Genomic DNA, 26,676 nt, shown 5'->3' on the forward strand with positions numbered 1-26,676 from the left:
CCTTCCGGCAAGGGCGGTGGTGGGAGACGGGTGGGCGGAGGAGCCCCCGCCGGGTGAATCCCGCGGGGGCTCCCCGCCGCCCTCAGCGCGCGGTCTCGCGCTCGTACGCCTTGAGGACCTCGTCCGTGGGGCCGTCCATCAGGAGCTGCCCCTTCTCCAGCCAGAGCACCCGGTCGCAGGTGTCCCGGATGGACTTGTTGCTGTGGCTCACCAGGAAGACCGTGCCGGCCTCCTTGCGGAGCTCGCGGATGCGCTCCTCGGAGCGGATCTGGAACTTGCGGTCACCGGTCGCGAGCGCCTCGTCGATGAGGAGGACGTCGTGGTTCTTGGCCGCCGCGATGGCGAAGCGGAGCCGGGCGCCCATGCCGGAGGAGTACGTCCGCATGGGGAGGCTGATGAAGTCGCCCTTCTCGTTGATGCCGGAGAAGTCGACGATGTCCTCGTAGCGGGAGCGCACCTCCTCGCGGCTCATGCCCATGGCGAGGCCGCCCAGGATCACGTTGCGCTCGCCGGTGAGGTCGTTCATGAGGGCCGCGTTGACGCCCAGGAGGGAGGGCTGTCCGTCGGTGTAGACCTTGCCGCTCTCGGTGGGGAGCAGGCCGGCGATGGCGCGCAGCAGCGTGGACTTGCCGGAGCCGTTGGTGCCGATGAGGCCGATGGCCTCGCCCCGGTAGGCGGTGAAGGTGACGCCGCGGACGGCGTGGACCTTGCGGACGCCCCGGGAGACCTCGGCCTTGCCGCGGCCGACGATCCGGCTGAGCGCCGCGGTGGCGCTGCCCTTGCCGCCGCCTCCGGTGTGGACGCGGTAGACGATGTGGACGTCGTCGCAGATGACGGTGGGGACGCTGTCCCGGGTCGTGTCAGCCACGGCCGTACCTCTCCTCGGCCTTCCAGAAGTAGACGAAACCGCCGATGCCAAAGGCCAGGGCCCAGACGAGGGCGGTCATCCAGACGTGGTCCGGCAGGTTGTGCGCGCTGTAGTCCTTGATGAGGGCGTAGCGCATCAGATCCATGTACACGGCCGCCGGGTTGTACATGAGGACGTCGGAGATCCAGGCCGGCTTGTCGGCGAGCATGGTCTGGATCGAGAACATCACGCCGGACGCGTACATCCAGGTCCGCATGATGAAGGGCATCAGCTGCGCCAGGTCGGGCGTCTTGGCGCCCATCCTGGCCACGATCAGGGCGAGGCCCGTGTTGAACACGAACTGCAGGAACAGCGCCGGGAACACCAACAGCCACCGGAGGGAGGGGTAGCTGCCGAAGAAGACCGCGATCGCCACCAGCACGATCATCGAGTACAGCAGCTGCTGGAGCTGCTGGAGTGAGAACGAGATGGGGAGGGTGGCGCGGGGGAAGTGCAGGGCCCGGACGAGTCCGAGGTTGCCCGAGATCGCCCGGACACCCGCCATGACCGAGCTCTGGGTGAAGGTGAACACGAAGATGCCGGTGACGAGGAAGGGGATGTAGACGTCCTTGCTCATCCCCTGTCCCGCGTCCAGGATCAGACCGAAGATCAGGTAATAGACCAGGGCGTTGAGCAGGGGGGTCGCCACCTGCCAGACCTGGCCGAGTTTGGCCTGGCTGTACTGGGCGGCCAGCTTCGCGGAGGAGAAGGCCAGGATGAAGTGGCGACGGCTCCACAGCTCACGGACGTACTCGAACAGACCGGCCCGGGCGCCACTGACCGAGAGGCCGTACTTCGCGGCGAGGGCGGCCGGGGCCAGGCCCTCCCCGACGGAGGACGGAGGCGCGCTGGTCGCGACCGCTCCGCCCTGGTGTGTGTCACTCACAGTCGAAACTTTCGTGTTCAAGATGCGCGGCACGTGAGGTACCACGATGTCAGACGACCGGGGGGCGACCCAGCCGGGTCAGCCGCCACACCGTACGCCACCTCATGGGGCGGCGCGGTCCGCAGGGCGTCGTCCAGCCCGCGCGGAAACCGCCGAACCACGCCTTCAGCGCGGAGAGCGAGGGCCGCCGGGCCAGGGTGAGCAGGAGCCAGACGCCGAGGTAGACCGGCACCAGGGGCGCGGGCAGATTGCGACGTGCCAGCCAGACTCGGTTGCGGGCCACGTTGAAGTGGTACGAGGCGTGCCGGGACGGGGCTGTGGTGGGGTGCAACAGCACCATGTCGGAACGGTAGTCGATCATCCAATCGGCGTCGAGCGCGCGCCAGGCGAGGTCGGTCTCCTCGTGCGCGTAGAAGAACTCGCCCGGCAGACCGCCCACTTCGGCGAATACCTTGGTGCGGACGGCGTTGGCGCCGCCGAGGAAGGTGGTCACCCGCGAGGAGCGCATCGGGTCGGACGCGCGGAGCCGCGGGACGTGCCGGCGCTGGGTGACGCCGGTCTCCGGATCGGCGATGCGGAAGCTGATGATGCCGAGGCGCGGGTCGGCGGTGAAGGCCTGCCGGACCAGCTCGGCGGTGTCCGTGTGGGCGAGCAGTCCGTCGTCGTCGAGGAAGAGCAGCACGTCGACGTCGGTGCCGCCGGGACCGAAGGCCTCGATGCCGACGTTCCGGCCGCCGGGGATGCCGAGGTTCTCGGGGAGGTCGACGGTCCGCACCCAGTCGGGCACCCCGGTGACCGGGGTGCCCTGACCGACGACGACGACCTCGACGGGGTCGCCCTCCTGCTTGGCGACCGAGTCGATGAGGGCGCGCAGGTCGTCGGGGCGGTTGCCCATCGTGATGATGACGGCACCCACCCTGAGCGGCGTACTCACGGCCGACCTCACTTCAGCCTGCTGGAGACCATGATCGACACCAGGTGCAGCACGGTCTGGAGCAGCGCGATGCCGGCGAGGACGGCGACGCCGAGCCGGGTGAAGAAGAGGTCTCCCCTGACCTGGTCCGCGATCGCCAGGACCACGATGAGCAGCGAGGCCTCGATGCCGAGGACCAGCCGGTGGAACTTGAGCGCGGCGGCGGCCCGGCGGGCCAACGCCATCCCGGAGGAGCGCGGCTCGGACGCCGCCTCCTTGACCGGCGGCAGACCGCCCTGGTGGCGGGCGACGCCGACGAGGTCGGTCTCCGCCTTGATCAGGATGGCGCCGAGGGCGGCGAGCGTGCCAAGGAAGGCCCACAGCCAGTCGATCCGGCCCGAGCCCCACAGGTCGGCGGCGCGCAGGCCGAAGCCGACGAGGACGGCCGCGTCGCACAGGTAGGCGCCGACCCGGTCCAGGTACACCCCGCCGAGCGAGAACTGCTTCTTCCAGCGGGCCACCTCGCCGTCGACGCAGTCGAGCAGCAGGTAGAGCTGGACCATGAGCGCGCCGAGCAGCGCGCCCGGGATCCCGGGCACCAGCAGGGCCGGTGCCGCGAGGACGCCCGCGAGCGTCATGACGTACGTGAGCTGGTTCGGCGTGACCTTGGTGCCGACGAGCCGCCGGGTGATCCTGAGCGAGATCTCCCGCATGTACAGGCGGCCGCCCCAGTGCTCACCGCTCCGCCGGTCCTTCACACCCGGGGGGTGGACGACCGGTCGGAGTTCAGCTACCGATGGCTTTGGCATAGTCGGCGTACGCGTCCCTGATCTCGTCGTCGGACAGGTCGAGGTGTTCGAGGATGGTGAAGCGGCCCGGTCGGGTCTGCGGGGCGAAGGACACCGCCTGGACGAACTCGTCCACGGTGAAGCCCATCTCCTCCGGCAGGACGGGCAGCCCGTGCCGGCGCAGGGTCTCGACCATCGCGCCGGAGGCGTCCCGCGCGCCGCGCAGGTGCATCGCGAAGGCCGCGCCGAGGCCGCACTGCTCGCCGTGGCTGGCGGCGCGGGTCGGGAACAGCAGGTCGAAGGCGTGGCTGATCTCGTGGCAGGCGCCCGAGGACGGGCGGCTGTCCCCGCTGATCGACATGGCGATGCCGGACATCACCAGACCCTCGGAGAGGGTGACGAGGAACTCGTCGTCGCCCACCCCGCCGGGGTGGCGGAGCACGGCCTCGCCGGCGCTGCGGGCCATGGCGGCGGCCAGGCCGTCGACCGGCTCGCCGGTCTCGCGGTGCGAGAGCTCCCAGTCCTCGATGGCGGAGAGGTTGGAGATCGCGTCGCCGATGCCGGAGCGGACGTAGCGCACGGGGGCGTCCCGGATCACGTCGAGGTCGATGACCAGCGCGATCGGGGTGGGCACACCGTAGGAGCCGCGGCCGTTGTCGTTGTCGAGCGTGGAGATCGGCGAGCAGATCCCGTCGTGCGAGAGGTTGGTGGCGATGGCCACCAGCGGCAGCCCGACCCGGGCCGCCGCGTACTTCGTCACGTCGATGATCTTGCCGCCGCCCAGGGCGACCACGGCGTCGTACCGCTTGCCGCGCATGGCGTCGGCGAGCTTCACGGCCTCGTCGATGGTGCCGCCCGAGACCGGGTACCAGTCGGCGCCGGGCAGCTCGGGGGCGAAGTGGTCACGCAGCTTGAGGCCCGAGCCGCCGCTGATGGCGACGGCGATCTTGCCGTTGCTGGAGATCCGCTGGTCCGCGAGGAGCGCGGACAGGTCGTCCAGCGCTCCCCTGCGGATGTCGACGACGACCGGCGAGGGGATCAGCCGAGTCAGTACTGGCACGCGATCTCACGGCCCTTCGCGAGGTCGTCGTGGTTGTCGATCTCGACCCACTTGACGTCGCCGATGGGGGCCACGTCGACGGTGAAGCCGCGGTTGACGAGCTCCTGGTAGCCGTCCTCGTAGTAGAGGTCGGGGTCGCGCTCGAAGGTGGCCTTGAGGGCGTCGGCGAGCTCCTCGGCGGCCTCGGCCTCGATGAGGGTGACGCCGATGTACTCGCCGGTGGCGGTGGCCGGGTCCATGAGCTTGGTGATGCGCTGGACGCCCTTGCCCTCGGCGGTGATGACCTTCATCTCCTCGTCGGCGAGGTTCTTCACCGTGTCGAGGGCGAGGATGATCTTCTGGCCGTCGCCGCGGGCGGCGAGCAGGGTCTTCTCTACGGAGACCGGGTGGACGGTGTCGCCGTTGGCGAGGATCACACCGCGCTTGAGGACGTCACGGGCGCACCACAGGGAGTAGGCGTTGTTCCACTCCTCGGCCTTGTCGTTGTCCACAAGGGTGATCTTGAGGCCGTACGTGGCCTCCAGGTCGTCCTTGCGGTCGTAGACGGCCTCCTTGCGGTAGCCGACGACGATCGCGACCTCGGTGAGGCCGATCTCGGCGAAGTTCTTCAGCGTGAGGTCGAGGATGGTGGTGTCACCGTCGACAGGCACGAGGGCCTTCGGAAGGGTGTCGGTGTAGGGGCGCAGACGCCGTCCGGCACCGGCTGCCAGTACGAGGCCGATCATGCTGTTTCTCCTTCGTCGTGAACGGCGGGTGCTCCGGAGGAGACCCAGAAGCGGATGGACTCCACGAGCACCACCAGCGCGACGGCGACCGCCAGCGCGGTCAGTGCCAGGGTGAAGTCGTCGCCGCGGTCCGCCAGCAGGGCGGCGAGGACGGTCACGAGGAGCGTGCGCCCCTCGTGTCCGCCGGTGACGCGCACCAGCCAGGCGGGCGGCGCGCCGGTGCCTCCGCGAATGCGGTACACCGTGTCGTAGTGATGGTAGGCGACGGCCGCGACCAGCCCGAATGCGGCGGGCAGGGCGTGGTCCCCGTGGGACTTGGCGGCGAGGATCAGGACCGTGGCGTACTCGGCGGCGCGGAAGACGGGCGGTACGAGCCAGTCGAGGGCGCCCTTGAGGGGGCGGGCGACGGCGCCGCCGGCGAAGCCCGCGTAGATGACCGCGGCCATGACCGTGAAGGGGCTGCCGAACGGTTCGAGCCAGACGGACAGGAGCAGGCAGGCCGCACCGACCAGGGCGATCGCCAGGGGATACCGGGTGAACGGCCGGACGCCCGGCCGCCGCGCGGCCTTGGCCACCAGCTCCGCCAGCGGGCCGCTGTCCGCCAGGTCCGAGAGAGCCTGGGCGGCCCGGTCGGTGCGCTTGGCCTTGCGGGTCAGGGAGCGCAGGACGCGGCCGGCCGTGGTGTAGCAGGCGCCGAAGGCGCAGCCGATGATCAGGGCCCAGAAGACGACGCGGGGGCTGGTGGCGGCGGTGAGGACGGCGATCATCGCCCAGCGCTCGCCGATCGGCAGGATGATCATGCGGCGGACCCAAACCGTCCAGCCGACGCTGTCGAGCCGGCTGGAGAGGGCGGCGGTCGGGCTGGTGTTGGCCGTGGCGTCGTGGTTGGCCTCGTTGAAGGAGAAGTCCACGACGTGCCGGCAGGTCATGAGGACCATGGCGCCGAGCGCGAGGGCCCACACGTCGTCGCCGTCACGGGCGGCGCCGATGGCGAGGCCCGCGTAGAAGGCGTACTCCTTGGCCCGGTCGAAGGTGGCGTCGAGCCAGGCGCCCATCGTCGAGTACTTGAGCGCGTAGCGGGCGAGCTGCCCGTCGGTGCAGTCGAGGACGAAGGAGACCAGGAGGAGGACGCCGGCGGCGACGTAGCCGCCGCGCTCGCCGGTCGCCGCGCAGCCGGCCGCGATCAGCGCGGTGAGCAGCGAGGCGGTGGTGACCTGGTTGGGGGTGAGGCCGCGGCGCGCGCACCAGCGGGCGATGTAGCGCGAGTACGGGCTGATGAAGAAGGTGGTGAAGAAGCCGTCGTGCGCCTTGACGGCCGAGCGCAGGCGTACGGCCTCGTCGTCGACGGCCTCGACGGCGGCGCGGGCCTCGTGGCGGGCCTCGGCGTCGGTGGGCACGGCGGCGACGAGGGTGCCGAGCTGGGGCCGGTGCACGGCGACGCCGTCGGCGTCGAGGGCGTCGGCGAGCGCGTCGGGGAGGCCGTGGGCGTCGGTGACGCCGAGCGGGGCGGGGAGGGCCTCGGTGAGCGGGCCGGTCCCGGTGGCGCCGGAGGGCGCGGCGACCGCGTTCAGGGCGCGGGCGAGCGCGGGGCGGGCCTCGCGCTGCGCGGTGAGCGCCCCCGGGGCGGCGGCCGCGGGGAAGCGGGGGTCGGTCAGGGCGAGGCGCAGCGCGTGCAGGTGACCGACGAAGCGGGGGTCGACGAGCGCGACGCGCTCGCCCGCCGGGACGTCGGCCAGCAGGGCGCCGGCCTCCTCGGCGCCGGAGGCGATCCGGACGTCGAAGCCGAGCGACCGCAGATCACCGTCGAGCGAGGATCCGGGTGCCGGCGGGCCGGTGAGGATGGCGGTCGACAGACGAACTCACTCCTTGGAGCTGACGGAGGGGCCGGCGGGGCCATGGCGGCCCCGGGCGCGGCGGTGTGGCCCGGCACCGGGCGGCGACACGTCGGCTGAGGCTATCGGATGAACGGAACGCGAGTTCACCGAGGCTTCTCCGCCAGGACTCCCCCGCGACCGTCCGTGTCCGCTCGGGTGCGCCGCGTCCCTCGGAGATCATCATGGGCGATCGGCGGCCCGCCCCACAAACCCGGCCGGGAGGCCGTCGGTGACGCCCGGCCGATCTGACGTCGTCGCAGGTCAGAGCATATGACAACGGTGTTCAGTACCGTGTTGCACATACCCCCCACCCGTAGTTCACTTGCGAACCGGGGCACAGAAGACACGACCGGGAGGCCTTGTCATGGGGGCTGGACACGACCACGGGCACAGCCACGGCGGCCCGCCGCCGACGGGCACGGCGGCCGCCGCGTACAGGAACCGACTGCGGATCGCGCTCGGCATCACGCTCTCCGTGATGGTGATCGAGATCATCGGCGGTCTGGTCGCCGACTCGCTCGCGCTGATCGCGGACGCGGCGCACATGGCGACCGACGCGGTCGGCCTCGCGATGGCGCTCCTCGCGATCCACTTCGCGAACCGGCCGCCCTCGGGGAACCGCACCTTCGGCTACGCCCGTGCCGAGATCCTGGCGGCGCTCGCCAACTGTCTGCTGCTGCTCGGCGTCGGCGGTTACGTGCTGTACGAGGCGATCCAGCGGTTCGTCGAGCCGGCCGAGACCAAGGGCGGCCTGACGATCGCGTTCGCGGTGATCGGCCTGGTGGCCAACGTGATCTCGCTGTCGCTGCTCATGCGGGGCCAGAAGGAGAGCCTCAACGTGCGCGGGGCCTATCTGGAGGTGCTCGCGGACGCGCTGGGTTCGGTCACCGTGATCGCCGCGGCCGGGATCATCCTGGCGACCGGCTGGCAGTACGCCGACCCGATCGCCTCGCTCGTGATCGGCCTGATGATCGTGCCGCGCACGGTCAAGCTGCTGCGCGAGACCCTGGACGTGCTCCTGGAGGCGGCCCCGAAGGGCGTCGACATGGCGGAGGTACGGGCGCACATCCTGGCCCTGCCCGGCGTCGAGGACGTGCACGACCTGCACGCCTGGACGATCACCTCGGGGATGCCGGTGCTCTCCGCGCACGTGGTCGTCGACCAGGACGCGCTCGACTCGGTCGGGCACGAGAAGATGCTGCACGCCCTCCAGGGCTGCCTGGGGTCGCACTTCGACGTGGAGCACTGCACGTTCCAGCTGGAGCCGGTCGGGCACGCGGAGCACGAGGCGAAGCTCTGCCTGTGAGTACCTCCGGCTGTTAGTCTCCTCGTACGAACGCGTGGGAGAGGAGCTGAGGTTGATGACCGTCGCGATGGAGGCCGCCCCGTGCGGCAACACCCGGTCGTCCCTCAGCCTCCGGGTCTCCGGCTGACCTGATCCCGGTCTTCTCACCGGTCCGTCACGTCGTCGGCCGGGACCCTCTCTTCCCCAGGGGTTCCACGTTGTCCGACAACGATCTGCACGACTCCTTCTTCGCCCTGCACCACGGCCTTCCGCGCCAGGGTCCGGGCTCCGACACCACCACCCGTCGGCTCCTCGCGCTCTCGGGGCCGCTCCCCGAGCGTCCGCGCGTGCTCGACCTGGGCTGCGGCCCGGGCCGTTCCGCGCTGCTCCTGGCCGCCGAGGCGGGCGCCGAGGTGACCGCCGTCGACACCCACGGGCCGTTCCTCGCGGAGCTGCGGGAGACCGCCGCGGCGCGCGGACTCGACGGTTCCGTCCGCACCCTCGACACCGACATGCGCGCGCTGCCGTTCCCCGACGGCTCCTTCGACCTTGTCTGGGCCGAAAGCTCGGTCTTCGTCCTGGGCTTCGACCGCGCCCTGGCCGACTGGCGCAGGCTCCTCGCCCCCGGGGGCACCCTGGTGATCACCGAGTGCGTCTGGACCACCGAGGAGCCGGGCCCGGCGGCCCGCGCCTTCTGGGAGGCCCACTACCCCCTCCGTACCGTCGTCGAGAACGCGGCGGCGGCGGTCGGGGCCGGCTACCACGTCCTGGGGACCGTCCCGCAGCCCGAGAGCGACTGGGCCGAGTACCACGTCCCGCTCGCCGCGCACGCCGACGGCGCGGACACCTCCCTCCCCGGCATGGCCGAGGCGGTGGCCGGGGCCCGCGCCGAGATCGCGCTGCGGCGCGAGCACGGAGCGGACTACGGGTACGCCGGCTTCGTCCTGCGGCCCGCCGATCCCCGCTGGCCCACGCGCCCGGAGGGTGACGGGGACGTCGCCGGGGTGCGGGCGGTCAACGCGGCGGCCTTCCCGACCCCGGAGGAGGCCGGTCTCGTCGACGCGCTCCGCGCGGACGCCGGGGCCTGGCTGCCGGGTCTGTCGTACGTGGCGGAGGCACCGGACGGCACGGTCGCCGCGCACGCGCTGATCTCCCGCTGCCATGTGAACGGGGTTCCGGCGGCGGCCCTGGGTCCGGTCGCGGTCGCTCCGGAGCACCAGAACGCCGGTGCCGGGCAGGCCGTCGTGCGGGCGGTCCTCGACGCGGCCCGGCTGCGGGGCGAGCGGCTCGTGCTCGTCCTCGGCCATCCGGCGTACTACCCACGGTTCGGGTTCGTACAGGCGTCCGCGTACGGGATCAAGCCAGGTTTCGAGGTGCCGGACGAGGCGATGATGGCGCTCGTCCTGGACGGTTCGCAGCCCGTTCCCTCGGGCATGATCGTCTATCCGGCGGCTTTCGGGGTGTAGAGGCCCGGGAGGGGGCGCCGCTCCCGCCGCACCGGTTGTACTCCGGTGTGGTGGGAGCGGCCACGTCCGGCCGCCGAAGTACGGACAAGCCGCCTTTGTACGGCAGACTGTGGTGGCCCCACCGGGCCGAGGACCGATGCGAAGGATGGGTATGCCGACCACACCAGCCACCGCGGCTCAGATCTCGCCGGAGATCGCGTCGAACGGTGTCCAGCCGTCCGGAGTCCCGGCGCCGATCATGCTCGAACTGGTCGACGAGGAGGGGAGGACCATCGGCACCGCGGAGAAGCTCACCGCGCACCAGGCGCCGGGGCAGCTCCACCGCGCCTTCTCCGTCTTCCTCTTCGACGAGTCGGGCCGGCTGCTCCTCCAGCGGCGGGCGCTCGGCAAGTACCACTCCCCCGGCGTCTGGTCGAACACCTGCTGCGGCCACCCCTACCCGGGCGAGGCGCCGTTCGCCGCGGCGGCCCGGCGCACCTTCGAGGAGCTGGGTGTCTCGCCGACGCTGCTCGCGGAGGCCGGGACCGTCCGCTACAACCACCCGGACCCGGCCTCGGGCCTGGTGGAGCAGGAGTTCAACCACCTCTTCGTCGGCCTCGTGCAGGCCGATCCGCGGCCGGACCCGGAGGAGATCGAGTCCACCGCCTTCGTGACCGCCGGCGAACTGGTCGAGCGGCACGCCACCGCGCCCTTCTCCGCCTGGTTCATGACGGTCCTGGACGCGGCGCGGCCGGCGATCAGGGAGCTGACGGGTCCGTCCGGGGGCTGGTGACCGCCGGCTCCGGGGGACGCCTCCTGGCCCCGGTGCCATCGGGGCCAGGGCCTGCCCGACGCGGGGCGCCGGACCGGTCGGAGAGCGTCAGGCAGGACCCAGCGGCAGCGCCGCCCAGATGATCTTCCCGCCGCTCGCGGTGTGCTCGACGTCGCAGGCGCCCCCGGACTCCTGGGCGATCTCGCGGACGAGGAGGAGCCCCCGCCCGCCGGTCTGCCCCCAGTCCGCCTCCAGGGCCTTGGGACGGTACGGGTGGTTGTCCTCGACGGACACCCTGATCCACTCGGGGCCGATCGCGACCTCCACCGCTATCTCCGGCGAGAGCAGCGCCGCGTGCCGCACGGCGTTGGTCACCAGCTCGGAGACGATCAGCAGCAGGCCGTCCATGATCTCCTCACGGACGGGAACGCCCTGGCGGACCAGCAGGTCGCGTACGGCGTGCCGGGCCTGCGGGACGGAGACGTCGACCGCCGCAGCGGTGAAGCGCCAGACTCCTTCGTAGGACGGTTGCCGGGCGGGGACACCTTCGTGGGTCTCCACCGTCCCGCTCCCACCCTCGTGCTCGATTCTCGCCACGGATCGAGTCTTGGCAATGCGCGCGGGCGGACCGACCTACTGACCAGAAGTCGACACTTATCGGCTACCTTCTGATCGGCCGAGTATGCCAACGTCAGTTGTTCGACCGATCCTGTGCGTTTTCTGGGGGCTCCGGAGGCGGGCCCGCGGCCGGAGCCGAGGGGGTCACCATACTGACGATGCGTCTGCCGCCGATCCCGATCGCGATCAGCCCCAGCCCGTCGAAGAGCAGGGCGAGCGAGAAGAAGACACCGAGGACGTACCGGCTGCTGTGCGGCCAGTCGAACAGCACCAGCAGACCGAGCAGCAGCCCGAAGGCTCCCTGGAGCAGCGTCCAGCCGAACTGCGGCCCGCGCACCACCACGCTCCCGACCAGCCGGAACAGCCCGCCGGTCAGGAACAGCAGGGCCGCGAACATCGTCAGCGCCTCCGCCGAGCCCTCCGGGTGACGGATCACCACGACACCGGCCGCGATGTTCAGGGCGGCCACCACCACGGCGAGCCAGAAGTAGCTCGTGCCGCGCGACTGGATGGCCTGCAGCAGCCCCACGACGCCGCCGATCAGCAGCAGCCAGCCGAAGAGCAGCATCGAGGTCAGGGTGGCGGCGCCCGTGTAGACCAGGCCGACCACACCGCCCAGCACGAGCAGGGTGCCGAGCGCCGCCAGCCAGCCGAAGCCGCGGCTGAGCCTCTTACCCTCGCGCGCCATCTCCCCGACCGGGTCCGGCCCCGTACGCGTCCCGTGGGCGTCCTTGGCCATGTACTGCCTCCTCGGAGCGACCCCTTCCTGATCGTACGTTCGGGCCCGGTGGATAGCATCCGGCCCATGGAGCCGCAGCTGAAGCACAGCGTCACGGACGGGCTCGCCACCGTCGTCATCGCCAACCCCGCCAAGCGCAACGCGATGACCGCCGGCATGTGGCGCGCCCTGCCGGGCGTCCTGGAGACACTCGCCGCCGACCCCGCCGTCCGGGTCCTGGTCCTCACCGGCGAGGGCGACACCTTCTGCGCCGGGGCGGACATCTCGGCGCTGCGGGAGCCCGGGGACGAGCAGCAGACGCTCGCGGTACGGGCCGAGGAGGCGCTCGCGGCCTTCCCCCGGCCGACCCTCGCCGCCGTCCGGGGCTTCTGCGTCGGGGGCGGCAGCCAGCTCGCCGCCGCCTGCGACCTGCGCTTCGCCGAGGAGGGTGCCCGCTTCGGGATCACGCCCTCCAAGCTCGGCATCGTCTACCCGTCCTCCTCGACCCGCAGGCTCACCGCCCTGGTCGGGCCCTCGACCGCCAAGTACCTCCTCTTCTCTGGTGAGTTGATGGAGGCGGAGCGAGCGCTGCGGACCGGCTTCCTGGACGAGCTGCACCCGGCGGGCGCGCTGGACAAGCGGGTGGCCGAGTTCGCCCGGGTGCTCGCCTCCCGCTCGCTGCTCACCCAGGCGGCGGCCAAGGAGTTCGCCGACGGACGCCTGGACCGGGACGCCCACTGGGCGGACCAGGCACGCGGCAGCGGCGACACCGCCGAGGGTGTCGCCGCCTTCCTGGAGCGCCGGCCGCCCCGCTTCACGTACGGGCTCTGAGACTCAGCCCTCCCGCGCGGGCAGCCTCTGTCCGCGCCAGTGGGCGACGATCGCGGCCGGGGCCTTCTCCGGCGAGCCCGCGTCGTACGGCGGCTGCGGGTCGTACTCGGTGAGCAGCTGGATCGTCTGGGCGGTCTCGTCCCCGGCGATGCGGCCGAGCAGGTGCAGCGCCATGTCGATGCCGGAGGAGACGCCGGCGGCGGTGACGTACTTGCCGTCGAAGACGACCCGCTCGCCGGTGGGCTCGACGCCGAGGGCCCGCAGTTCGTCGAAGGCGAGCCAGTGGGTGGTCGCCCGGCGGTCCTTCAGGAGACCGGCCGAGGCGAGGACGAGCGAACCGGTGCAGACGGAGGTGGTCCAGGTGCTGGTGGCGTCGGCGGTACGGAGCCAGTCGAGGATCTCCGGGTCGTGCATGGCGAGCCGGGCGTCGGGGCCGCCGGGGACCAGGACGATGTCCGGGCGCGGGACCTCGGCGAGGCTCCGGTCGGCGACGAGCGCGAGGCTGCCCTGGTCGTTGCGGACCGGTCCGGCCTCCTTGGCCACGAAGACGGTCTCGGCGCCGGGGAGGCGGGCGAGGAGCTCGTACGGGCCGACGGCGTCGAGGGTGGTGAAGCGGTCGTAGAGCAGGACGGCGATCTGCACGGGGTTCCTTCCGGTGGGTGGAAACGTCGATGACGGGCCCGGTCGGCCACGGATCAGGGGTGAAGGGCCGGTCCACGAAGGGATCGCCTCGTACGACGCCCGGGCGACCGACGATGGGGGAGGCTGACGGCCTGGGCGGACGGTCAGGACGGGACCGCGTGGAAGCGGCGGCGGTACTCCGCGGGGCCGGTCCCCAGGGCTTTCAGGAAGGCGCGGCGCATCGTCTCCGGCGTGCCGTACCCCGAGGCGCGGGCGACCTCCTCGACGCCGCGCGAGGTCTCCTCCAGGAGGCGGCGGGCGTGCTCCAGCCGGACCCGGTCGACGTAGCGGCCGGGCGGGGTGCCGGTCTCCGCGTGGAAGGCACGGGCGAAGTGGCGGGCCGAGAGCCGGGCGCGGGCGGCGAGCGCCTCGACGGAGAGGTCCGCCTCGGGATGCTCGCTGATCCAGTGCTGGAGGTCCCGCAGCGGCTCCCGGCGGGCGGTCTGGGCGGCCAGCTGGGCGCTGAACTGGGCCTGGTTGCCGGGGCGGCGGAGGAAGACGACCAGGTGACGGGCGACGGTGAGAGCCACGTCCCGGCCGAGATCCTCCTCGACGAGGGCGAGGGCCAGGTCGATGCCGGCGGTGACCCCGGCGGAGGTGGACAGCCGCCCGTCCCGTACGAAGATGGGGTCCGGGTCCACGTCCACCTCCGGGTAGCGGCGGGCGAGGTGGTCGCAGGCGATCCAGTGGGTCGTGGCCCGGTGCCCGTCGAGGAGCCCGGCCTCGGCGAGGAGCAGGGCGCCGGTGCAGACGGAGACCAGTCGTCCGGCCGCCGGGGCGTGAACGCGCAGCCAGTCGATCAGGGCCGGGTCGGGAGCGCGGGTGCCTTCGCCGCCGGGGACGACCAGGGTGTGCGGGGGCCCGTCGGCGACGGCGGCGTCGAGGGCGGAGTCGGGGAGCAGCCGCAGTCCGCTGTGCGTACGGACCGGTCCGCCGTCCAGGGAGGCGGTGCGGATCGGGTAGGCGGACGTGTTCCCGGCGGCGCGGCCGGCACCGGCGAACACCTCGACGGGGCCGGTCACGTCGAGGCTCTGGACGTCGTCGAAGAGGACGACGAGGACGGGTCGCTGCGTCATGTGTCCATCCTTCGCGGGGGCCGGGGCGTCCGCAACGACGTGAATCCCACCTTTTCTGCCATCCGGATGCGCGGATGGACACGATCCCCCTGTTCCCGTCGTACCGACCAGTCGGTAACGTACGGGTGCATGACCACTGCCCTTGCCCCGCGCGCGGGACGCCGCTGCCACAACGCCCTCAACCCGTTCCACTCCACGCTGTACTTCTCGCCGGACCTGGACCGCGAGTTCGCCGCCCTGGGCATCACCGACCGGAGCGCGATGCGGCTCGCCGCGCGGAGCGCCGCCCTCGGCGCGGTGGGCGCGGGAACGGTCGCCGCGACCTTCTACAACTACAACCACCAGCTGCTCGCCCAGCACCTCCCGGCCGTCTGGGAGACCGCCTCCCCCGCCGAGGTCCTGGAGGCGCGGCTTCGGACCGTCGACGCGACCCTGCGCCGGCTGCTCGGCGACGAGGCCGTCTCCTCCCCGGAGATGGCCGAGGCGGCGGAGCTCGCCCTGCGCGCCACCGAAGCCTGCACCCGGCACGGCCGGCCGCTCTACTCGGCCAACGCCGACCTGCCCGTGCCCGAGCAGCCCCACCTCGCCTACTGGTACGCCGCCACCCTGCTCCGTGAGCACCGGGGCGACGGCCATCTCACGGCGCTGCTCTCCGCCGGGCTCGGCCCCGTCGAGGCCGTCGCCTCCCACACCGCCACCGGCAAGGGCATGTCCCCGCGCTGGTTCCTCGGCACCCGCGGATGGCGGCGCGCCGACTGGGACGCGGCGACGGAGCGGCTGCGCGAGCGCGGGCTCCTCGACGCCGGCGGCGAGCTGACGGAGGCGGGCACCGCGCTCCGCGCCGAGCTGGAGGAGCACACCGACCGGCTGGACTCCGCTCCGTACGAGCACCTGGGCGCGGCCGGGGTCGAGCGGCTCACCGAGCTGGGACGCGGCTTCCTCTTCGCGGCGGCCGGCGCGGGCGCCTTCCCGGCGGACCTGGTCGGCAAGGACTGACCCGGCGGGCCGGGGACGCGCGCGGGACGGGTCGGTTACCGCGTCCGGGTGACCGACCCGGCAGAATGCACTCGCAAGCTTGAGGCACGAGAAGGCGAGTCGGGACACCGTGACGACGTCCATCGAAGCAAGGATCGCCGAGGAGCTCGGCGTACGCGAGCGACAGGTGAAGGCAGCCGTCGAGCTCCTCGACGGCGGTTCGACCGTGCCGTTCATCGCGCGCTACCGCAAGGAAGCGACCGAGATGCTCGACGACGCGCAGCTCCGCACCCTGGAGGAGCGGCTGCGCTATCTGCGCGAGCTCGAGGACCGCCGGTCGGCGATCCTCGACTCGGTGCGCGAGCAAGGCAAGCTGACGGCGGAGCTGGAGGCGAGCATCCGGGCCGCCGACACCAAGGCGCGGCTCGAGGACATCTACCTGCCGTTCAAGCCGAAGCGCCGGACCAAGGCCCAGATCGCTCGTGAGGCCGGTCTGGAGCCGCTGGCGGAGGGGCTGCTCGCCGACCCGTCGGTCGAGCCGGCGTCCGCCGCCGCGGCTTTCGTGGACGGGGACAAGGGCGTCGCGGACGCCGCCGCGGCCCTGGAGGGCGCGCGGGCGATCCTGGCGGAGAAGTTCTCCGAGGACGCCGACCTCATCGGTGAGCTGCGCGAGCGGATGTGGACCCGCGGGCGGCTCGTGGCGAAGGTCCGCGAGGGGCAGGAGGAGGCGGGAGCGAAGTTCGCCGACTACTTCGACTTCGCCGAGCCCTTCATGGCGCTGCCCTCGCACCGGGTGCTCGCCATGCTCCGGGGCGAGAAGGAGGACGCCCTCAGCCTGGAGCTCGAGCCGGAGGAGCCGACCGAGGGACCTTCCTCGTACGAGGGGATCGTCGCGGCTCGCTTCGGTGTCGCGGACCGGGGCCGCCCCGGTGACAAGTGGCTCCAGGACACGGTCCGTTGGGCCTGGCGGACCCGCATCCTGGTGCATCTGGGGATCGACCTGCGGCTACGGCTCCGGACGGCCGCCGAGGACGAGGCGGTCCGGGTCTTCGCGGCGAACCTGCGGGACCTGCTGCTCGCCGCGCCGGCCGGCACCCGGGCGACGCTCGGGCTCGACCCCGGCTTCCGCACGGGCGTGAAGGTCGCCGTCGTCGACGCGACCGGCAAGGTCGTCGCCACCGACACGATCTACCCGCACGTCCCCGCCAACAAGTGGGACCAGGCGCTGGAGAGGCTGGCGCGCCTCGCGAAGGAGCACGCGGTCGAGCTGATCGCGATCGGCAACGGCACGGCCTCCCGTGAGACCGACAAGCTCGCGGCGGAACTCCTGGAGAAGCACCCGGAGTTGAACCTGACCAAGGTGATGGTCTCGGAGGCCGGCGCCTCGGTCTACTCCGCCTCCGCCTTCGCCTCGCAGGAACTCCCGGACCTCGACGTCTCGTTGCGCGGTGCCGTCTCCATCGCGCGGCGGCTCCAGGACCCGCTCGCCGAGCTGGTGAAGATCGACCCGAAGTCCATCGGCGTCGGCCAGTACCAGCACGATCTCGCCGAGGTGAAGCTCTCCCGCTCCCTCGACGCCGTGGTCGAGGACTGCGTCAACGGCGTCGGCGTCGACGTCAACACCGCCTCGGCGCCGCTGCTTTCGCGGGTCTCGGGCATCAGCTCCGGTCTCGCGGAGAACATCGTCGCGCACCGGGACACCCACGGCCCCTTCCGCTCCCGCCGGGCGCTCAAGGACGTGGCCAGGCTCGGCCCGAAGGCGTACGAGCAGTGCGCGGGCTTCCTGCGCATCCGGGGCGGCGACGACCCGCTGGACGCCTCGTCGGTGCACCCAGAGGCGTACCCCGTCGTGCGTCGGATGGTGAAGGCGACGGGCGGCGAGGTCGCGGCGCTGATCGGCGACACGGGCACACTGCGCTCGCTGCGGGCGGACGACTTCGTCGACGAGACCTTCGGTCTGCCGACGGTGACCGACATCCTGCGCGAGCTGGAGAAGCCGGGCCGTGACCCGCGTCCGGCGTTCCGCACGGCCACGTTCAAGGAGGGCGTCGAGAAGATCGGCGACCTGGCGTCCGGGATGGTCCTGGAGGGCGTCGTCACCAACGTGGCCGCGTTCGGCGCGTTCGTGGACGTCGGTGTGCACCAGGACGGTCTGGTGCACGTCTCGGCGATGTCGAAGACCTTCGTCAAGGACCCGCGCGACGTGGTGAAGCCCGGCGACGTGGTCAAGGTGAAGGTCCTGGACGTGGACATCCCGCGCAAGCGGATCTCGCTGACCCTGCGGCTCGACGACGAGGCGGCCACCGACGGCCAGGGCGGCGCTCCCCGGAAGGAGCGCGGCGACCGGGGTGAGCGTTCCGGCCGGCCGCCGCAGCAGCGTCAGGGCGGGGGCCGCCGGGCCGAGGCCGGGACCCGGAACGACCGCGGGGACCGGGCCGGCCGGGACCGCTCCGCGGCGCCCGCGCCCGCCAACAGTGCGATGGCGGACGCCCTCCGCAAGGCCGGCCTGCTCGGCGAGGGTGGGAGCAAGCGCCGATAAGCACGCAGGTCAGGTGTGGTTTCCCCCAGACCTGCCGAGGTCGCCCCCGCGCTCCCCGACCGGGAATGCGGGGACGACTCGGGCCAACCGGGCATCGCGTCAAGGTGATCCGTTTTGCCCGTTGACGCGCACACGGCAGGCGATCATGATCGTCTTCGGCCTCCACGGGGGAGGCGCACGGCGACGTTCCTGTCCCTGGAGGTCACACCACCCATGAAGAAGCTGATCGCGAAGGTCGCGGGCGTCTCCGCGGCCGCTCTGACCATGGCCCTCGTCCCGCTCGCGGGCACCTCGTACGCCGCCGGCTGCTCCGGCTCCGGCTGCGACAACCGCGGCCCCGTCTCCATGGGCTGCGACGCCGACGCCGTCACCAAGGGCAGCGCGACGTCCCGCACCCACTCCGGCCTCAGGGTCGAGCTGCGCTGGTCCCCCACCTGTCAGGCGGCCTGGGCCCGGGTCACCGCCACCGGTGAGCAGTGGTACGAGCGGTACGGCGTCATCGAGAAGTGGTCGGGCTACGGCACCGGGTTCCAGCGCAGCCTCCAGGTGACGTTCCCCAACCCGGGCACGGACTGGACCAACATGCTGGGCAGCCCGACCGCCTACTACCGCGCCTGCATCAGTGCCCCCGCCGCCACGGACGAGGTGGACTGCACCCCCTTCTGGTAGACCCGCCGGCCCCCGCGCCCACGTGAACGAGACGGCCCCTTGCGCCCGTTGACGCGGACAGGACAGTAGAAAAGATCAACCGCGGCCTTCACGGGGGTCGCGAGCCGTTCCCGCACCGGAGGAAAGCAACACACGATGAAGCGCATGATCGCGAAGGTCGCGGGCATCTCCGCCGCCGCGATGACCATGGCCCTGGTCCCGCTCGCGGGCACCTCGTACGCCGCCGGCTGCACCGGCGCCGGCTGCGACAACCTCGGCCCCGTCTCGCAGGCCTGTGACGGCGACGCCGTCACCAAGGCCTCCGTCTCCGACGGCATCGACAAGGCCGAGCTGCGCTGGTCGCCCAAGTGTCAGGCCGCCTGGGTCCGCGTGACCGACCCCTACGGCCCCGACAACTGGTGGGACCACCTCGGCTACATCGAGAAGCACAACGGCTACGCCGGCCCGCTCGTCCGCAGCCTCTCGGTCAAGATCCCCGACCCGGGCTCCGACTGGTCGAACATGCTCGGCGGCAGCGGCTACTACTACCGCGTGTGCCTCAAGGACACCGGCACGGGCGACGTCACCTGCAGCCCCTACTGGTAGACCCTGACCCCCGCCACCGCGTGAACGAGGCCACAGCCCCCCGGGCTGTGGCCTCTTCGCCTGCGGTCCGGTTACGGGAGGAAGCGCAGCGCCCAGTCGGCGCGGTTGGCGACGGAGAGGTCGTCGTCCTCCGTCATCGGCTGGAGCAGACCGCGGGCCGACGCCGGGTCGGCCTGGACCAGGTCGACGATCTCGGCGGCCAGACCGTCCTGGTCGTCCCCGAGGTCGACGGCGGAGGCGCGCACGAGGGCCGGAAGGGCGTCGGGGCCGCCGAGGGCGGCGAGGACACCGCCGAGGAGCTCACGGGCATAGGCGTTCCGCTCGGCCAGGGCGCGGTCCAGCTCCGCCTGGAGGCGCGGCAGGAGAGCGGCGTCGCCCGAGGCCGCGATCTCGTCGGCGAGGTCGATCGTCTCGTCCACGTCCGCGTCCAGGTCGTCCAGCATCTCGGTCAGCCGGGTCAGTAGGTCGGTCATGGTACCTCCTGGAATGCGCCGTCCACGAGGACGGGGACGGTCGTCGAGCTGTCGGTCTCGGCGGCCACGGCCACGTCCTGCGGAAAGCCGTACTCGTACAGTTCACGGCCCGAGTCGCAGCCGTGCAAGGCGGCGACCGGGTCATCGGTGGCGTCCCACAGCGTGGCCGCCGCGGTCGCCTCCGGGGTCATCCGGACGTGCGGGCCCGCGAGGGCGGAGAGCACCGCTCCCGCGCCCAGCAGGTCTTCGAGCGCAGGGCGCAGCGAACCGTCGGGCCACCGCTCGCCGGAGGCGATGACGGCGATCGGGCGGTCCGCCCTGCCGTGGCCCCGGTCGGTGAGCCACCGGGCGACGGCCGAGCGGTTGCGCAGCGAGGCCGCGATCACGGTCGCGCCGCGGGAGGCGGCCTCCACCGCGATGGTGGAGCCGTTCGGGGAGGGAAGGACCAGGCGCGGCGGTCTCGGGGCGGCACGCAGGGCGGCCGGGGAGAGCGTCCACGGCTGCGCCTCGGTGGCCTCGCTCCGCCCGACGGCGAGGACGGCGCCGGCCTCCCGGGCGTACGCGGCGGCCGTGGCGTCCCGCCGGCGGTACGGAAGGACGGCGGTGCCGCCTTCGACGGCGACGCCCACGGAGGTGGTGAAGGACAGCACGTCGACCACCACCACGCAGGCCGCCGCGGGGGCGAGCGCCCGCGCCTCGACGGGACCCCAGCCGAAGGAGACGGTCATCGTCGGCCGCTCCCGGAGCCCTGCCCCCAAGTGACGGGCATCAGAGCTCGGTCACCTTGCCGTCGGCGACCTCGATGCGCCGGGTGGTGCGGACCGCGTCGAGCATGCGCCGGTCGTGGGTCACGAGCAGGAGCGTGCCGGTGTACGAGTCGAGCGCGGTCTCGAGCTGCTCGATGGCCGGCAGGTCCAGGTGGTTGGTCGGCTCGTCGAGGACGAGCAGGTTCACCCCCCGGCCCTGGAGCAGGGCGAGCGCGGCGCGCGTCCGCTCGCCCGGGGAGAGCGTGGTGGCGGGCCGCATGACGTGGACGGCCTTCAGACCGAACTTGGCGAGCAGTGTGCGGACCTCGGCGGGCTCGGTGTCCGGCACGGCCGCGCAGAACGCGTCCAGGAGCGTCTCCGTGCCGTGGAACAGCTTCCGGGCCTGGTCGACCTCGCCGACGACGACGCCCGAGCCGAGGACCGCGTCGCCGGAGTCCAGCGGGAGACGGCCGAGAAGGGCGGCGAGCAGGGTCGACTTCCCCGCGCCGTTGGCGCCGGTGACGGCGACCCGGTCGGCCCAGTCGATCTGGAGGGTGACGGGGCCGAAGACGAAGTCCCCGCGGCGCACCTCGGCCTCGCGCAGGGTGGCGACGACCGAGCCGGAGCGGGGCGCGGCGGCGATCTCCATGCGCAGCTCCCACTCCTTGCGGGGCTCGTCGACGACGTCGAGGCGCTCGATCATGCGCTGGGTCTGCCGGGCCTTCGCGGCCTGCTTCTCGCTGGCCTCGCTGCGGGCGTTGCGGCCGAGCTTGTCTCCGTCGGTGGCCTTGCGGCGGGCGTTCCGCACGCCCTTGTCCATCCAGGACCGCTGCATGTGGCCGCGCGCTTCGAGGGCGGCCTTCTTGCCGGCGTACTCCTCGAAGTCCTCGCGCGCGTGCCGCCTGGCCCTGTCCCGCTCCTCCAGGTAGGCCTCGTAACCGCCCCCGTACAGCGTGATCTGCTGCTGGGCGAGGTCGAGCTCGAGGACCTTGGTGACCGTCCGGGTGAGGAACTCGCGGTCGTGGCTGATCACGACCGTGCCGGCGCGCAGCCCCTTCACGAAGCCTTCGAGGCGCTCCAGGCCGTCGAGGTCGAGGTCGTTGGTGGGCTCGTCGAGCAGGAAGACGTCGTAGCGGGAGAGGAGCAGGGAGGCGAGGCCGGCGCGGGCGGCCTGGCCGCCGGAGAGGGAGGTCATCGGCTGGTCGAGGCCGACGGTGAGGCCCAGGGAGTCGGCGACCTCCTCGGCGCGCTCGTCGAGGTCGGCGCCGCCGAGGTTCAGCCAGCGCTCCAGGGTGGTCGCGTACGCGTCGTCCGCGCCGGGCGTGCCGTCGACGAGTCCCTGGGTGGCCTCGTCCATGGCGGTCTGGGCGGCCGCGACGCCGGTGCGCCGGGCGAGGAACTCCCGCACGGTCTCCCCCTCGCGCCGCTCGGGCTCCTGCGGGAGGTGGCCGACGGCGGCGGTGGGCGGGGAGAGCCGGAGCTCGCCCTCCTCCGGGGTGTCGAGCCCGGCGAGGAGCCGCAGCAGGGTCGACTTGCCGGCGCCGTTGACGCCGACGAGGCCGATGACGTCGCCGGGCGCGACGACGAGGTCGAGCGCGGCGAAGAGGGTGCGTTCGCCGTGGCCGGCGGCGAGGTCCTTGGCGACGAGGGTTGCAGTCATGAGGGAACGAATCCTAGGCGACGCGGCGACACGCCGGGGATTCGAGGAGCCGGAGCAGCACGGACCGGTAGGTCGCGCCGTGGAAGTGGTACGGGCCGACGCCGGGGTAGCCCTCGTACACGGGGCCGGTGCCGGTCTGCCAGGCGAAGTCGCGCCAGACGACGTCCCCGCCCTCGCGTGCGACGACGGCGGTGACCGCGCCGCAGCCGGGGTCCTCGCACTCGGGGCAGGAGTGGATCACCTCGCGCGTGCCGTCGGCCAGGAGGAGGCGGTGGGCGTGCTCGGCGCGGACGGTGGGCGGGAGGTCCGCGGCCAGGGGCGAGACGACGTCGAAGCCCTCGGTCTCGTCGAGCCGCTGGAGCAGCGGCCTGCCGTCCACGAGGAAGTCACGGCTCGGGTGGGGGTCGCCGCCCGGCGGGGCGGCGGGGACGAGGTCGAAGGGCGTGTACGGGACCGGCATGACTCCAGTGTTTCCCCCTTGCGTGGCCGCGCCGTCCCGGAAATGTTCCGGTCCCGGTACGGTCCCCGCCCGGACGCGTCAGGGCTGGCTGTCCCGACGGTGAGGGGCCGGATACGACCGCGGGGCGGTCGCCGTCCTTCCGGATGGCGACCGCCCCGCGTGCCGTACTACTTCCAGAGCGGCGGCTTGCTGTTGTTGTCCGCGTCGGCGCACTGCTTGGCCCGGCGCTCCAGGGCGTCGGCGCGGGCGAAGGCCTTGCGGGCCTCCGCCGTGGCGCCGAGGTGCTTGAGCCGGTTGCCCCGGTCGCGCTCCTTGTGGGCGTCCGCCCGCAGCTGGCTGACGTTGCAGGTGATGGTCTTGGCGGCGGCCGGCTCGGCGGTCACGGTCTGGCCGAGCAGCACGCCACCGGCGAGCAGCGTCGTGGCGAGCAGGGCCGTCAGGGTGCGGCGTGCGGGCTGGGTGTGGCGCATGGTGGTTCTCCAACTTCAGGGCTTTCGGGGCCCGTTCGAGGCATGGTCAGTACCGGTCGGTAACTTTACCTCGGCAAACATCGGAATCACGCCACGGCGGCTCGGGGTCACCCGATCGTCAACACCTCTCCACAGGACTCCCACTGACGAGGTGATAGGTGGCGCGGGCGTCCAGGAGCAGCGGGACGAGCGCCCGCTGGGACTGGCGCAGCGGCACGAACGCCCCGGCGCCCTCCGTCCGTACCGTCACGCCGTGCAGGGCGAGTTCGTCGCCGGCCTCGGCGTACTGTGCGGCGTCCAGGCGGTAGCCGCAGGGCGGATCCTCGAGGACCTCCCCCGGCTCGGCCGGGTCGTTGTCGGCGCCGCCGAGGTAGACCGGGCCCCGGTCGGCGAGACCGGTGTGCCGGGCGAGGGCGGTGGCCGCCGTGAGCGGTCCGCGCCGCTCGTCGAGGTAGGCGAAGGCCCCTTCCAGGGCGGTGTGGTGGGTGGCGACGCGGCGCCGGTGGTTGCGGGCGGGATCGTCCCGCTCGGCCTCGTCGAGGGGGTCCACCCGGGTTTCGACGAGGAGTCCCGCGGAGTGCTTGATGCCGGCCGTGTTGCGCAGGATCCGCTCCTGGCCGTCTCCGGCGACCTGCTTGACCGGCTCCCCGGTGACGGGGTCGGTCCAGATGCCGTAGATGCCGCTGCTGTACCCGGCGAGCCCGGCGGCGGGCCGGACGTAGGACTCCGAGAGCGTCCGGGACTCCTCGTGGACGTGCGGGTCGGTGTCGAGGCTGCGCGGCCAGAGGGCGAGCAGGTCCTTGTCGTAGTAGCGGGGGGTGGCACCGTACTCGTGGAGGTCGTAGACGAGGGCGGGCCGCCGGTCGCGGATGACGGCGGCGATCGCGCGCGCCTCGGCGGTCCGCAGGGCGATGTGGTCGCGGTTGACGTCGACGCCGTCGCCGTTGCCCCGGGTGTCGGCCTCCCGGCCGTCGGGGTTCGCGGTGGGGACGACGAGGAGGGTGGTGCGGGCGAGGAAGCGACGGGTCTCCTTGTCCTGGGCGTACGCGAGGTCGCGCACCGTGCTCAGGCATGCCTCCCGGCCCGCCGGTTCGTCGCCGTGCTGGCTGCAGACGAGCAGCACGGCGGTGGCGCCCGCGCCGAGGGTGGCGAGCCGCAGCGGGCGGCCCTGCCCGGTGGTGCCGATCTCGCGCAGCGTCACCCGGTCGCTCCCCCGGTCGACCGCCGCGAGGAACTCCCCCTCCTCGGCCCCGGTCGTCCACCGGGCACCCCGGCTCTGCTCGAAGCCGGTGCGCGGGAGGACCTTCGCTGGTGCCCTGTCCGCCGCCTTCGCGGGGACGGTGACGAGCGGGAGGGCCAGGGCGGCGGCGCCCATGACGAGGGCGAGCGTCCGCCGGGAAGCGCGGCTGGACGTGTTCATCGGGCGGCTCCCGGGTGGTCGGCCGGGCCGGTGCCGGGCAGGCGCGGTCCGGTGACGGCTGCCAGCGGGACCGGGCCGCTCCGGGGCGGCGCGGCGCCGGGCGACGGCGCGGCCGGGGCCGGTCCTGTCGTGGCCCGGTCGAACGCCCCGGCGCCGCCGACGAGGGGCAGCCTGGCCCAGGTGCGGGCGAGGTCGAGGGTGAGGGTCGGGGTGGTCGATGGAGGGTCGAGGAGGTCCTTGTCGGTGCCGGCGACGATCAGGGCGAGCCGGTGGCCGGCCGGGACGACGTGGTCGGTCGCGGCGAGGTCCAGGGTGAGGGTGTACGCCCTGCCGGGGGTCAGCGGGCGCTCCTGGCGCGGGTCGGCCCAGGTCCCGAGGTCGGCCCAGCCCCGGCTGACGACCGTGTACCCGACGTCCGCCGTCCGGGCCGCGGTCTCCTTGAAGCAGGCGCTGTCGCCCGGGGTGCTCGCGCCCCAGCAGCTGCGGTCGGTGAGGGTGGTGATCCCCTCGCCTGCCGCCGCGTAGTCCCGGATCGTGTCGGGCCCGAGGTCGACGAGGACGGCGGAGAGGTGCGCGGTGGAGGTGGTGGGGGTCGCGGTGACCGTCACCTTCGAGGAGCCGGAGATCCGCAGGTCCCGCGAGAGCGGACGGGTGACGAACCCGGCCTTCTCGGGGGTCGGGTCGTCGATCCGGGCGGCCCAGTCCAGCTCGCCCAGGCCCGGGTCGTCGGTGAACTCCGCGGTGGAGCCGGGTGCGGCGGGCGCGCGGCCGAGGGTTCCCGGGCCGGAGTCGGTGCCGGGTGCGGGGCGCAGCGTGGTGGTCGCGGTGGCGCGCGGCGGCCACTGCCGGTCGGTGGTCCAGACGTCCGGGGCGCGCTCGATGTCGGCGACGGGCTCGCGGTCGACGCCGTTGTCGTAGCCGAGGAGGTGGTGGTCGAACCAGCGGTGCAGGGTGCGGACCCAGTCGGCGCGCCGGAAGTCGAAGGGGTCGACGTGGCCGGTCTGGGAGAGCCAGATCTTCCGCTCGACGCCGTGGGCGGCGAGCGCGTCCCACCAGCGGCCGAACTGGCCGGCGCGCACGTTGAGGTCCTGCTGTCCGTGGATGACGAAGACGCTGGCCCTGACCTTGCCCGCGTCCTTCACGTGGTCGCGCTCGGTCCAGGCGGGGGTCCAGTCGCCGCTGTAGGGGGTGCCCGCGGTGACCCGGTCCTGGACGGCGCCGCAGCGGCCCTGCGCCTCGGGGCTGTTCACGTACTCGGAGAGCCAGCTCGGGTTGGCGTCGTAGAGCGGGGCGCCCTGGGAGTGGAAGTAGTCGTACCAGGAGGAGATGGCACCGATCGGAACGATCGTTTTCAGCCCTTCGACGCCGGTGGCGGCGACGCCGTTGGCGATGGTGCCGTCCCAGCTCTTGCCGATCATGCCGACGTTCCCGGTGCTCCAGGCCGTGGCGCGGGCCGGGGTCCGGCCTGCGCGGGAGGTGTAGCCGCGGGCGCGGCCGTTCAGCCAGTCGACGACGGCCTTGGCGGACTGGACGTCGGAGCGTCCGCCGACGTCGTCGCAGCCGTCGGAGCGGTTGGTGCCGGCGAGGTCGACGGCGACGAAGGCGTAGCCGCGCGGGACGAAGTAGTTGTCGTAGAAGAGCGGGAACTGGACGGGGTCGCCGTCGGCGTCGTAGGTCTTCTTCTGGCTCTCGTTGCCGCGTCCGCAGCAGGCGTAGTACGGGCTGGCGTCCATGATGACCGGGACCTTCCGGCCGGCCGCCGCGGGCTCCCGGGGGCGGACGATGTCGACGGCGACCCGGTCGGACCGCCCGTCGCCGTCGCCGTCGAGGCCGGTGTCGACCCAGACGGACTCGCGGACGGCATCGGCGTACGAGTGGACCGGGCGGGACTCGCGCACGAAGGGCGTGGCGGGCGCGACCGGTTCCGGACGCGCGGCGGCCGGGGTGACCAGGGTCGCGAACAGGGCGGCCGTGGCCACGGACACGAGGGTTCCGTACGTCAGTCGGGCTCCGCGGGTTCTCCGCTTTCGCATCGGCATGCGGCGGAACGTACCCCGGTCAACTCCCGGGCAAAAGAGTGCCGGAGGGAATCAGGGGTGA

At 72.7% G+C, this 26,676-nt stretch carries 26 protein-coding genes; 8 read left to right on the forward strand and 18 right to left on the reverse strand.

Annotated elements, in window-relative coordinates; translation table 11 throughout:
- Window positions 1-82: 82 nt before the first annotated feature.
- The 7 genes from ACZ51I_RS09390 to ACZ51I_RS09420 are packed head-to-tail and all read right to left on the reverse strand — an operon-like array spanning window position 83 to window position 7,132.
- Window positions 83-868, reverse strand: coding sequence for an ABC transporter ATP-binding protein (locus ACZ51I_RS09390; protein ID WP_468873100.1), 786 nt, complete (start codon window positions 866-868; stop codon window positions 83-85).
- Window positions 861-1,793 carry an ABC transporter permease gene (locus ACZ51I_RS09395; protein WP_468873102.1) on the reverse strand — a complete coding sequence of 311 codons (933 nt, stop codon included), beginning with the start codon at window positions 1,791-1,793 and terminating at the stop codon, window positions 861-863. Before ACZ51I_RS09395 ends, ACZ51I_RS09390 begins: the two co-directional genes overlap by 8 nt.
- Before the next feature lie 49 nt (window positions 1,794-1,842).
- Window positions 1,843-2,688, reverse strand: a complete 846-nt coding sequence (locus ACZ51I_RS09400; protein WP_468873821.1) for a glycosyltransferase family 2 protein — start codon at window positions 2,686-2,688, stop codon at window positions 1,843-1,845.
- Window positions 2,689-2,735: 47 nt separating this feature from the next.
- Window positions 2,736-3,515, reverse strand: a complete 780-nt coding sequence (locus ACZ51I_RS09405) for a CDP-alcohol phosphatidyltransferase family protein (protein WP_468873105.1) — start codon at window positions 3,513-3,515, stop codon at window positions 2,736-2,738.
- Window positions 3,493-4,554: an iron-containing alcohol dehydrogenase family protein gene (locus tag ACZ51I_RS09410; RefSeq protein WP_468873107.1), complete on the reverse strand. Its 1,062-nt coding sequence runs from the start codon at window positions 4,552-4,554 to the stop codon at window positions 3,493-3,495. Before ACZ51I_RS09410 ends, ACZ51I_RS09405 begins: the two co-directional genes overlap by 23 nt.
- Window positions 4,542-5,279, reverse strand: a complete 738-nt coding sequence (locus tag ACZ51I_RS09415) for a phosphocholine cytidylyltransferase family protein (RefSeq protein ID WP_468873110.1) — start codon at window positions 5,277-5,279, stop codon at window positions 4,542-4,544. The genes ACZ51I_RS09410 and ACZ51I_RS09415 overlap by 13 nt, the downstream gene beginning before the upstream one ends.
- Complete coding sequence (locus ACZ51I_RS09420) at window positions 5,276-7,132, reverse strand: DUF5941 domain-containing protein (protein WP_468873823.1); 1,857 nt, start codon at window positions 7,130-7,132, stop codon at window positions 5,276-5,278. The genes ACZ51I_RS09415 and ACZ51I_RS09420 overlap by 4 nt, the downstream gene beginning before the upstream one ends.
- Window positions 7,133-7,517: 385 nt before the next feature.
- On the opposite strand from ACZ51I_RS09420, the gene ACZ51I_RS09425 reads away from it, so the two are divergent.
- The 3 genes from ACZ51I_RS09425 (at window position 7,518) to idi (ending at window position 10,676) form a co-directional block, all read left to right on the forward strand.
- Window positions 7,518-8,459: a cation diffusion facilitator family transporter gene (locus tag ACZ51I_RS09425; RefSeq protein WP_468873112.1), complete on the forward strand. Its 942-nt coding sequence runs from the start codon at window positions 7,518-7,520 to the stop codon at window positions 8,457-8,459.
- 197 nt (window positions 8,460-8,656) lie between these two features.
- On the forward strand, window positions 8,657-9,904 hold the full coding sequence (locus ACZ51I_RS09430; protein WP_468873114.1) for a GNAT family N-acetyltransferase: 1,248 nt from the start codon (window positions 8,657-8,659) through the stop codon (window positions 9,902-9,904).
- A gap of 151 nt (window positions 9,905-10,055) precedes the next feature.
- Complete coding sequence (gene idi, locus ACZ51I_RS09435) at window positions 10,056-10,676, forward strand: isopentenyl-diphosphate Delta-isomerase (protein WP_468873117.1); 621 nt, start codon at window positions 10,056-10,058, stop codon at window positions 10,674-10,676.
- Between the two features lie 87 nt (window positions 10,677-10,763).
- Here the strand turns inward: idi and ACZ51I_RS09440 are convergent, their stop codons facing one another.
- The gene (locus ACZ51I_RS09440; protein WP_468873826.1) at window positions 10,764-11,216 is read right to left on the reverse strand and encodes an ATP-binding protein; all 453 of its coding nucleotides are present in this window, start codon (window positions 11,214-11,216) and stop codon (window positions 10,764-10,766) included.
- Window positions 11,217-11,346: 130 nt separating this feature from the next.
- The gene (locus ACZ51I_RS09445; protein WP_468873119.1) at window positions 11,347-12,012 is read right to left on the reverse strand and encodes an HdeD family acid-resistance protein; all 666 of its coding nucleotides are present in this window, start codon (window positions 12,010-12,012) and stop codon (window positions 11,347-11,349) included.
- A gap of 66 nt (window positions 12,013-12,078) precedes the next feature.
- Here ACZ51I_RS09445 and ACZ51I_RS09450 point away from each other — a divergent pair, with 66 nt between their 5' ends.
- The gene (locus tag ACZ51I_RS09450) at window positions 12,079-12,822 is read left to right on the forward strand and encodes an enoyl-CoA hydratase/isomerase family protein (protein WP_468873122.1); all 744 of its coding nucleotides are present in this window, start codon (window positions 12,079-12,081) and stop codon (window positions 12,820-12,822) included.
- A gap of 3 nt (window positions 12,823-12,825) precedes the next feature.
- Here the strand turns inward: ACZ51I_RS09450 and ACZ51I_RS09455 are convergent, their stop codons facing one another.
- Together ACZ51I_RS09455 and ACZ51I_RS09460 are read right to left on the reverse strand one after the other, a co-directional pair.
- Window positions 12,826-13,464: a DJ-1/PfpI family protein gene (locus ACZ51I_RS09455; RefSeq protein WP_468873124.1), complete on the reverse strand. Its 639-nt coding sequence runs from the start codon at window positions 13,462-13,464 to the stop codon at window positions 12,826-12,828.
- A gap of 143 nt (window positions 13,465-13,607) precedes the next feature.
- Entirely contained in the window at window positions 13,608-14,579 is a 972-nt protein-coding gene (locus tag ACZ51I_RS09460; RefSeq protein WP_468873127.1) for a GlxA family transcriptional regulator, read from the reverse strand.
- A 129-nt stretch (window positions 14,580-14,708) separates the two neighbouring features.
- Here ACZ51I_RS09460 and ACZ51I_RS09465 point away from each other — a divergent pair, with 129 nt between their 5' ends.
- The 4 genes from ACZ51I_RS09465 to ACZ51I_RS09480 all read left to right on the forward strand — a co-directional run bounded on the left by ACZ51I_RS09465 (window position 14,709) and on the right by ACZ51I_RS09480 (window position 19,347).
- Window positions 14,709-15,575, forward strand: coding sequence for an SCO6745 family protein (locus ACZ51I_RS09465; protein ID WP_468873130.1), 867 nt, complete (start codon window positions 14,709-14,711; stop codon window positions 15,573-15,575).
- 109 nt (window positions 15,576-15,684) lie between these two features.
- Window positions 15,685-18,093: a Tex family protein gene (locus tag ACZ51I_RS09470; protein ID WP_468873132.1), complete on the forward strand. Its 2,409-nt coding sequence runs from the start codon at window positions 15,685-15,687 to the stop codon at window positions 18,091-18,093.
- 213 nt (window positions 18,094-18,306) lie between these two features.
- Window positions 18,307-18,762, forward strand: coding sequence for a DUF2690 domain-containing protein (locus ACZ51I_RS09475; protein ID WP_468873134.1), 456 nt, complete (start codon window positions 18,307-18,309; stop codon window positions 18,760-18,762).
- 135 nt (window positions 18,763-18,897) lie between these two features.
- Window positions 18,898-19,347 (forward strand): DUF2690 domain-containing protein, encoded by a 450-nt coding sequence (locus tag ACZ51I_RS09480; RefSeq protein WP_352023256.1) that lies wholly within the window; start codon window positions 18,898-18,900, stop codon window positions 19,345-19,347.
- 71 nt (window positions 19,348-19,418) lie between these two features.
- Here ACZ51I_RS09480 and ACZ51I_RS09485 read toward each other — a convergent pair whose 3' ends face one another.
- From ACZ51I_RS09485 to ACZ51I_RS09515, 7 genes are all read right to left on the reverse strand, one after another.
- Window positions 19,419-19,820, reverse strand: a complete 402-nt coding sequence (locus ACZ51I_RS09485; RefSeq protein ID WP_468873138.1) for a hypothetical protein — start codon at window positions 19,818-19,820, stop codon at window positions 19,419-19,421.
- The gene (locus tag ACZ51I_RS09490; protein WP_468873140.1) at window positions 19,817-20,548 is read right to left on the reverse strand and encodes a 2-phosphosulfolactate phosphatase; all 732 of its coding nucleotides are present in this window, start codon (window positions 20,546-20,548) and stop codon (window positions 19,817-19,819) included. Before ACZ51I_RS09490 ends, ACZ51I_RS09485 begins: the two co-directional genes overlap by 4 nt.
- A gap of 40 nt (window positions 20,549-20,588) precedes the next feature.
- A complete protein-coding gene (locus ACZ51I_RS09495; RefSeq protein WP_468873143.1) occupies window positions 20,589-22,226 on the reverse strand; it encodes an ABC-F family ATP-binding cassette domain-containing protein in 1,638 nt (545 codons plus the stop codon).
- Window positions 22,227-22,239: 13 nt separating this feature from the next.
- Window positions 22,240-22,686, reverse strand: a complete 447-nt coding sequence (locus tag ACZ51I_RS09500; protein ID WP_468873146.1) for a hypothetical protein — start codon at window positions 22,684-22,686, stop codon at window positions 22,240-22,242.
- A gap of 167 nt (window positions 22,687-22,853) precedes the next feature.
- Window positions 22,854-23,156 (reverse strand): hypothetical protein, encoded by a 303-nt coding sequence (locus ACZ51I_RS09505; RefSeq protein ID WP_468873148.1) that lies wholly within the window; start codon window positions 23,154-23,156, stop codon window positions 22,854-22,856.
- A gap of 118 nt (window positions 23,157-23,274) precedes the next feature.
- Window positions 23,275-24,576 (reverse strand): M14 family metallopeptidase, encoded by a 1,302-nt coding sequence (locus ACZ51I_RS09510; protein ID WP_468873150.1) that lies wholly within the window; start codon window positions 24,574-24,576, stop codon window positions 23,275-23,277.
- Window positions 24,573-26,615 (reverse strand): Xaa-Pro dipeptidyl-peptidase, encoded by a 2,043-nt coding sequence (locus tag ACZ51I_RS09515; protein ID WP_468873152.1) that lies wholly within the window; start codon window positions 26,613-26,615, stop codon window positions 24,573-24,575. Before ACZ51I_RS09515 ends, ACZ51I_RS09510 begins: the two co-directional genes overlap by 4 nt.
- Window positions 26,616-26,676 lie beyond the last annotated feature (61 nt).

The sequence above is a fragment of the Streptomyces sp. NPDC034084 genome, assembly GCF_055575535.1.